General features: G+C 67.5%; 8 protein-coding genes, 1 tRNA gene and 1 pseudogene. 4 read left to right on the top strand and 6 right to left on the bottom strand.

Going from position 1 to position 7701, the window contains the following annotated elements; all coding sequences use genetic code 11:
• The coding region (locus tag AC08OV_RS21455) for an NDP-hexose 2,3-dehydratase family protein (RefSeq protein ID WP_476620191.1) at window positions 1-910 on the top strand (910 nt) is incomplete at its 5' end.
• A gap of 327 nt (window positions 911-1237) precedes the next feature.
• Here the strand turns inward: AC08OV_RS21455 and AC08OV_RS21450 are convergent.
• The 4 genes from AC08OV_RS21450 to AC08OV_RS21435 form a co-directional block, all read right to left on the bottom strand.
• Window positions 1238-1486, bottom strand: coding sequence for a hypothetical protein (locus AC08OV_RS21450; protein ID WP_476614253.1), 249 nt, complete (start codon window positions 1484-1486; stop codon window positions 1238-1240).
• 17 nt (window positions 1487-1503) lie between these two features.
• Window positions 1504-3330 carry a group II intron reverse transcriptase/maturase gene (ltrA, locus tag AC08OV_RS21445; protein WP_476614254.1) on the bottom strand — a complete coding sequence of 609 codons (1827 nt, stop codon included), beginning with the start codon at window positions 3328-3330 and terminating at the stop codon, window positions 1504-1506.
• Between the two features lie 576 nt (window positions 3331-3906).
• A complete protein-coding gene (locus AC08OV_RS21440) occupies window positions 3907-4941 on the bottom strand; it encodes an IS66 family transposase (protein ID WP_476620190.1) in 1035 nt (344 codons plus the stop codon).
• 189 nt (window positions 4942-5130) lie between these two features.
• A complete protein-coding gene (locus AC08OV_RS21435) occupies window positions 5131-5283 on the bottom strand; it encodes a hypothetical protein (RefSeq protein ID WP_476614256.1) in 153 nt (50 codons plus the stop codon).
• Between the two features lie 311 nt (window positions 5284-5594).
• Between AC08OV_RS21435 and AC08OV_RS21430 the strand changes: the two genes are divergently transcribed.
• The 3 genes from AC08OV_RS21430 to AC08OV_RS21420 all read left to right on the top strand — a co-directional run bounded on the left by AC08OV_RS21430 (window position 5595) and on the right by AC08OV_RS21420 (window position 6859).
• Window positions 5595-6143 (top strand): hypothetical protein, encoded by a 549-nt coding sequence (locus AC08OV_RS21430; RefSeq protein WP_476614257.1) that lies wholly within the window; start codon window positions 5595-5597, stop codon window positions 6141-6143.
• Complete coding sequence (locus AC08OV_RS21425; RefSeq protein WP_476614258.1) at window positions 6140-6625, top strand: hypothetical protein; 486 nt, start codon at window positions 6140-6142, stop codon at window positions 6623-6625. Before AC08OV_RS21430 ends, AC08OV_RS21425 begins: the two co-directional genes overlap by 4 nt.
• A gap of 87 nt (window positions 6626-6712) precedes the next feature.
• On the top strand, window positions 6713-6859 hold the full coding sequence (locus AC08OV_RS21420; RefSeq protein ID WP_476614259.1) for a hypothetical protein: 147 nt from the start codon (window positions 6713-6715) through the stop codon (window positions 6857-6859).
• A 440-nt stretch (window positions 6860-7299) separates the two neighbouring features.
• Here the strand turns inward: AC08OV_RS21420 and AC08OV_RS21415 are convergent.
• Together AC08OV_RS21415 and AC08OV_RS21410 are read right to left on the bottom strand one after the other, a co-directional pair.
• Window positions 7300-7375: transfer RNA gene (locus AC08OV_RS21415), tRNA-Thr, on the bottom strand.
• A gap of 228 nt (window positions 7376-7603) precedes the next feature.
• Window positions 7604-7701: pseudogene (locus AC08OV_RS21410) on the bottom strand (IS6 family transposase); the annotation flags it as partial.

Raw genomic sequence — 7701 nt, 5'->3', positions numbered from 1 at the left:
TGGAAACCCGGCCCCCTATCTGGAGCACTTTCTCGCGCCCCGGAACGGGCGCGTCGCCTTCGACGCGCTGCAGTCCGAGCAAGGCTCGTGGTTCCTGAACAAGCGCAACCGAAACATGATCGTGGAAGTTGAGGGCGACGTTCCCGTGCTCGATGACTTCTGCTGGCTGAGTGTGGACCAGCTTCGGGAGTTGGTGCTCATCGAGAACCTCGTGAACATGGACTCCCGGACCATCCTGTCGGGCCTGCCGCTACGGACTCCCGGCGAGGACGGCGATGCCCTGTACACGACCCAGGAACTCTTGAGCTGGTTCACGGAGGCTAGGAGCAGGTACCTCCTCGACCGGCGCCTCATCAGGCTCGTCGAAGTCAAGAACTGGATCCGCTCCAACGAGCAGATATCGCATGAGCTCGAACTTTTCTTTCATGTCATCGGCGTCCACGTCCAGGCGAGCAACCGTGAGGTTTCCCGCTGGTCACAACCCATGTTCGCGCCGACCGGGCGTGGCATCATCGCCTTTGTCGCAAGGTGGGTGAAGGGCGCAATGCACCTGCTTGTGCACGCCCGGACGGAGCCCGGTACCGGCGACGTCGTCGAGATGTCCCCGACCGTTAACTGTGATCCCGAAAACTACCGAGAGTTCGGATCCGACCAGCGACCGCCGTTCCTGGAATTCGTGCTGTCGACGCCATCGGAGCGAGTCCTCATCGACGTTGTTCATTCAGAGGAAGGCGGCCGCTTCTATCACGCGGAGAATCGCTACCAGATTATTCTGGCTGGAGATGATTTCCCGTTGGATGTGCCGCCGGACTTCACCTGGATGACCATCGATCAGCTGTCGCACTTCGTGCGGTACGGAAATTACGTCAATGTCGGCGCGCGTTCGCTATTGACCTGTCTTACTCGGTAGCGGATCACGGCGAGCCAACCAGAGGGCATCGACCGACGCGATGGATCGTGCACAGGGTTATTGGCAACAGCCGGTACGGGGCGGGAGATCGTATGATCTTGATCGGTGAAGTCCGGCGAGCCTGCCTCGCCGGCGACGAGCCGCTCACATTTCTCGACCGATCCTTCCTCCGCGTCGGGAGGCCGGTGTGCTGACCGGCGGACCACTGCGGGCAAACATTCACCAGCTTTGATCGTTTACTGAGAGTGGCGGGTGGTGGGTATGGCCGGGGACCGTGCCGGCGGGGCCGGCACGGCGGGTTCGAGCGTGGCTGGGTGGGGCTGCCGGTTAGGTCGGGACCGCGGCCGGAGGCATCCAGGGAGTGGCGCGCAACGCGAGGCGGAGCGCGTGCAGGGCGCCGACGCCCTGTTTGCGGGCGGTGCCGAGGTAGATGGCCAGCGCGAGCCGGCAGCGGGTGGCGGCCTCGAAGGTGAGCCGGCCGGATATCTTCTGCTGGGTCTTGAACGGCCGCAGGTCGCGGTCGGGTAGCCCCAGCGCATTGCTGCGCCGGGGCCCCCTCAGAACCGTGCGTGCCACTCGTCGCGGCACACGGCTCAAGCAAGCCCCGGAGGGCGTCTCGAGCTCTGGCTTGGCTGTGCCGTCCGGCGCCGGGTCTGGTACCACCGCTGCCGGCAGTGCTCGTGGACAAGGCGTGGTTGTCGGTCATGCGCGCTGGGGCCGGCGGCCGTGGTGACGGTGACCGTCCGGCGGGCGTCGACTGCCCACTGTTCCCATTCTTCCGGGCTGCGCGGTGGGTGGTCGACGTCAGGGGCCAGCAGGCCCTGGCAGATCGGGCAGCGCCCCTGCTGTTTGTTGAGCAGCGTGGTGCGGCGCCATCCAATCGGCGGCAGGCCGTCGCCGTTCTTCTTGTCTCGGCGGCGGCGTTGGGCCCAGTAGCCGGCCAGGTCAGGGTCGTCCGGGGACGCCCTTCCCTTGACCAGGTCGTGGCGTACGATTTTCGTCCAGGCGAAGCGTAGCAGGAAGGCGCCGGAGCCCCTGTCTCCAAACATCCACCTGTCTTGCCTGGTCGGGTGGAAACGGCCGTAGTACCGGGCGACGATCCGCCGCCGCCCCCGATGGTTGTGGCGGAACAGCGCCCACTTGTAGGTGAGTTTCCACAGATAGTTGTCCAGTGCTTGGAACGTTTCCGTGGACACCACACCCCGGTAGTAGGCGGCCCACCCCCGGATGATCGGGTTGAGCGTGCGGATGACCGCGCTCGCGTTAGCCCCGCGCAGGGCCTTCATCGCGGCGGCCAGTCGTGCCCGGACACGTTGGACCGCGTCCTTGCTGGGTTTGATGATCAGCTTCGGCCCGTGGCGCCGGATGGTGAACCCGAGGAAGTCGAGGCCCTCGTCGAGGTGGACCACGCGGGTCTTGTCCTCGTTGAAGGCCAGCCCCCGGGCCGCCAGCCACGGCGTCAGCCGGGCTTTGACCTGTTCGGTCTGTTCCCGGCTGTCGCACAACGCCACGAAGTCGTCGCAGTACCGCACCAGCACCGGCGTGCCCGTTACTGTTTCCTCGGACTTCCGGTAAGGGTTCCACCCGTAGACGGTACCTGCTGCCTCCTCCATCCCATGAAGCGCGATATTAAAGAGCAGTGGACTGATCACCCCGCCCTGGGGAACCCCCTCGGTGGTCGGACAGTATCCGTCTGGGCCGATCACACCCGCCGCCAGCCATCTGGCCACCACTTCCCGTCCCGGGAAGCTGCCCAGCAGCCCGAGTATGTGATCATGGTTCACGTGATCGAACGCCGCTTCCAGGTCCGCGTCCAACGCCCACCGGCGTTTCGTCCGCGTGCCCGCCACGGTCCAGAAGATCGCGGCAATGGCGTCCTGGCAACCACGCCCGGGCCGGAAGCCATACGACTTCGGCTCAAATTTCGCTTCCCATTCTGGTTCCAACGCGGTGACCACCATGGCCTGAACCGCCCGATCGGAGATCACCGGTATTCCCAGCGGCCTGCTCTTGTTCTTCCCCGGCTTCGGGACGAACACCCGCCTGACAGGCTGGGCGGTCCACGACCGGGCCCGCTTCTGCACCGTCGCGGCCAGTTCGGCCTTCTCCGGCGCGTCCAGCACGACCCGGCCGTCCACCCCCGGGGTCAGACGGCCAGCATTGACCTCCGTCACCCGCCGCACGCTCACCCGAGCGTTCGCCAGGGACCGCAAGGCCAGTTTCTGCAGATTCCGGAGACGCTTCACGTCCCCGTCCCTTGACGCCGCGAAGATCCGTTGCCGTAGCCTGCGTACTTCCCGGTTCGCCTGGTCCCAGTCGATGTCGTACCAGTCCCAGCCGGGCCGGTCGTCCTCCGGTCCGTTCACCCCGGCGATCGCCGGGGCGTCCAACGTGTCCTTCGGTTCCGCCACCGTGGTCACCGGTTGTCTCCGCGGGCTCACCTGACCCACGTGGGCGCCCTTTCGGGCCCGGACACCAGGTCCGGTATCCGGCCGGTTCTCCCCACGGCCCACGCCAGGAGGAGGCGCGACTACAGCCATGGGCTTCCCGTCACCTTTCGGTCTGCCGGCGTTCGCTTCTTGGGTCATCCTTCTCCCGCCGGGGGATCGGCCTCCCTCACGGTCGGCTCACCGGCCCTCACGGGTCGGACCACGACGGGGTTCCACGTTCCACACGCACAAGCAACGACCGGATTGGGTGCCCTCTCGACCCCGGGGACGGCGGTGCCCACCACGGCCGATACTGAATGGACGGCCGTCGCCTGCCGCCTCACAGCGGCGTGGTCCCTAAACCCCGGCAGAACATCCATCTATCCGAGGCTCAACCTAACGAGACATCATCGAGGGTTCACTCACGTTCACCCGCCCGGTCTTTCCCTCGCCTGTAGCCCCCGGATGGATCAGGGGCCCTTGGGCTTCTACCCCGGGGCTTCGCACCCCGCCGTTACCAGCGACGCACGCCCAGGTGGGAACGGGCCAACGGGCACTGGCCCGGGATCATGCCACCGGCATAAGCCGGTCCTCCTTTCGACACATCCTCTTGTAGCGTGCGACCTCGTGTCGCACTTCGGACTGGTTGTTCGTGGGCCACACGTCGAGGTCGAAGACGAAGCGGAGCACGTCGTCTTGGCGGTCGCGAAGACACTCGAGTAGGCAGCGGCCAACCGGCTGCTCACCGCTGTCCACGCGGGGATCTTCGAGAGGCCGACGCGGACCGCGCCGCGGAACTCGGCGACGAGTGGGTCGCGCAGCGCCGGCGGGATCTCGTCGAGGCCGGCGGCGCGGGCGAGGTTGGCCTGGTGGACCAAGCCCTGCAGCGCCCGCCCGAGCTGCGGTGCCCACAGCGCGTCCGGGTAGGTCTCGATCACATCCTGGATGTCGCCCAGGATGTGGCTGGTGGACGAGGCCCGCGAACTTGTCGTGGTCGTAGAGGGCGTACCGGTCGTGGACGACGACCCCGACCACCCGGGCGAGCAGGAACGCCTTGAAGCTCGCCAGGTCACGGCGGCCGAGCACGAACAGGACGAGGTTGACCGTCGACGCGGACAGCACGTAGCGCTTCTGGCCCTTCGTGCCGACCTTGAGCGGGGTCTCGTCGAACCCGACGACGTCGGCGTGCGCGATCTGGTCCTCGATCTCCTCGAGGGCGGGAGCGACCGCGGCCGCGCCCTCGGCGAGCAGACCGTGCACCCAGCCCGCCGACACCCGCACCCCGGCCCACTCCGCGATCAGCTCGGTGGTCCGCTCGACCGGCAGGTGCTGGCGCACCAGCAGGTAGAGCGCGAGCGCGCGCAGGTTCTCCCCGTAGGCGACCGGCGCGGCCGACACCCCCTCGGGCTGGGCGGCGACGTGGTCGCGCCCGCAGCCGCAGTGCACCCGGTAGAGGTCATGCCGCACGACCGTGAACCGGACCGGCTCCAGGTCGTGGCAGTGGTGCGACCGGGCGAGCCCGACGACCGGCGCGTCCGTCAGCGACGCCCCGCACCCGCAGGAGCCCACCGGGTAGTGCGCCACGACCCTGTCCGGGGTCACCCAAGCCGCCGTCAGCCCGCCCGCGCCCGGCTGTTTGCCGCGCTTCCGCTTCTTCCCGCCCGCGCCCGGCCTCGCCGCCTCGTCCTCGGTCTACTTCGGCGTCGCCCGCCCCGGGATCACATCGTCCGTCGAGGGCGATAACGACGAGTTCTTCGAATTCCGCGACTGCTTACGTACCAGCGCCTTCAACTAGGCCGCGAGCTCCTCGATCCGCCGGCCCTGCTCCTCGATCACCTCGGCCTGGGCGGCGTTCTGCGCGCGTAGCTGGCCGATCAGCTCAGCCTGCGCGCCGATGACGGCACGCAACCCCTCAGGCGGCATCTCGTCCAACTCCGGCGACACCCCGCCACATCACCACACCCGAGCCAGCCAGCCACCCCGCGACACCCAACCATCCGAACAACATCCACACCCGGCTCCAGCCTCGACCACGCACAGCAACATCAATTAGCCAGGTGAATGCTTACGCGATCGCTATCGTTGAAGCCGTCCTCGACGATGTCAACCCGCGGCGCCCGGAACGCGACCGAAAAACCCGCACCGGCGAGACCGGTCAGCGTACTCAACCCCGTAAGAAGAAGCCCCGCGGAAAAAGATAGACGCCGACGACGGTGGTGGACAACGGCGGCACGAGGCGCATACCGAGGAGGGCCATGGACATCGACACGATCGTACGGCCGCTGTCGCAGGTGAGGGCGGCCGACTCGCGGGAAGTGTGCGAGAGCGTCGCCTCGGCGCTGGTCGACGCCGGCGTGGAACCGCCGTTCCAGCTCGCCTCCGCCGACCTTGTGGCCGACCCCTGGCTGATCTGCGCCGACCGGTACTGGCGCCGCAGGTTCCTGCGCGAGCCCACCGTCGAGGTCGCGGCCCGCTGCGCCCGCTGGCTGGAGGACCACAGCGGCCAGGCCAGCCCCGCCGAACGCCGCACGATCATCGAGACCTGGGCGGTCGGATACGCCTTCATCACCCGGGACAGCGTGGAGTCCCGCGCGGATCTCACAGGCGTGGTCGACCGCATCGACCAGCAGGTCGGCGGCTCTCCCACCGTCTTCGCGTTCGCGGCGGTGTACCACGCCAGCAAGCTCCGCATGAACTTCTGGTTCGACGACCTCCACCGGTTCCTGGAATCCTCGCCTCTGGCGCTCGCGGCGCCCGACCGCGACGATCCGAGCTGTTGCGGCGCCACGCCGAAGAAGCCGTGACCGAGTACCCCACGGACCACACCTTCCACTTCCGGCTCGCGACCGGCCGACGCCGGTGCGGCCACTATGCCGCGGCGCTCGACAGCATCGACAACGCGCTGCGGCTCCTGCCCGCAACCGGCAGCCGTGGCAGCCACGGCCTGTTGCAGGACCAGGATCTACGGGAACGAAACCTGATCATCGACGGTATCGGGGAAGCGGAGCGAGCCGCCGCGGAGCAGAAACGGTGGGACGCCCAGGAAGCAACAAACCAGGAGTTACGCCGGCTCGTGCGTCCGCCGCTGTCCATGCTGGCCCAGCAGGCGGGTCTTTTCGCCGTCATCGCACTGATCTTGGTCGGAGAGCTGCGGAAGGTGAGCGCCAGCGCATCGCTGCATGACCGCCTCTGGCAGGAGGTCCAGCTTGGTGGCAGCCTGCTCGTCGTCGCCGTGGCCGCGGTCGGCATAGCGGCCCTTGACCGGCGTCGCCGTAAGCCGAGGTAGCTGCCTGCCGGATCTCGGTCAGCTCAGCTCACCACCTGCGCCGCCCGGCCCCGTCTGGCGGCCGACGAGCAGGCCCACCGGCTGGCGTTGGACACGCTCGTCGAAGCATGCGTCGCGGCGGCGTTCACCGCGAAGAATCTCGGCTATCCGGATTTGGCGTACCTGGCCGCGACCCGCGTCGAGGCCCATAGCGTCGGCCATGGCGTCGATGTCGCCGGTGCGGGTCGGGGGTGACCTGACCGGGGCGGACCCGTGGGGGCACGGCGGATCCCGTTCCACGCTGCGGCGATCCCCGGTGCTAACACCGGGTTGCTTGCTCCGTCGCCATGTTCACGTCCACGGCGCCGCCATCGACCCTGGCGGCGCCGTGAACGTCCGATCCCCGTGCCGCGGTGGCGTGGGGTGGGGTGGCGGACCGGCCACCGTCAGCCGCCACGCATCGTTCTCGCCGATCCCACCCGCCCTCAGAACGGCAGGCGATAACGGAGCGTAACCGTCGTCGGGGTGGTGTCGCGACCGCAGGTCCCGGTCCAGGCGCCCGGAGGGGACACCCCGTTCATGATCGCTTCCTGCACAAAATTGCCGAATGCGCACACAATGCGCACACAAACCCATTTCGATCTTGAATAGATGATCTCTGATTTCGCAAAACCGCAGGTCAGAGGCCATCTGTCTGGAGCCGGTGAGGGGACTCGAACCCCTAACCGCTCGATTACAAGTCGAGAGCGCTACCAATTGCGCCACACCGGCCGGTGCCTCGACGATACCTGAAGAGGTGACGCTGCCGGTCGCTGTGCCGAGCTCGGGGTGGCGCGAGGCCCGTTTGCTTGCGGTTCGTCTCGAGCTTCGAAGTTCGTTGAGGCTAGCAGGATTCGTCGGCGAGGTTACTGGCTGGGCTGTGATGAGCGTCGCGGGACGCGAGATGGGTCTGTTGCATTGGGGGAAGGCAGGGCATGGTTGACCCTGCCGGGCGGGTGATCAGATTGCGAGGGTGAGCTCGGTGAACGCGGCTGTCAGCCGTGCGTGCGGGTCGGTGTCGATCCCGAGTTCGTAGTGGCCGCGGCGGATGTTCTGGA

The sequence above is a fragment of the Frankia sp. CeTa3Moorea genome, from assembly GCF_978021225.1.
The sequence above is the reverse complement of the archived record's forward strand: the minus strand, read 5'-3'. Positions and strand labels throughout refer to the sequence as shown.

What these genes read in the sequence shown, in the direction of transcription:
- AC08OV_RS21430 (WP_476614257.1), top strand. Translation starts at nt 5,595, where the DNA reads ATGGACATCGACACGATCGTACGGCCGCTGTCGCAGGTGAGGGCGGCC.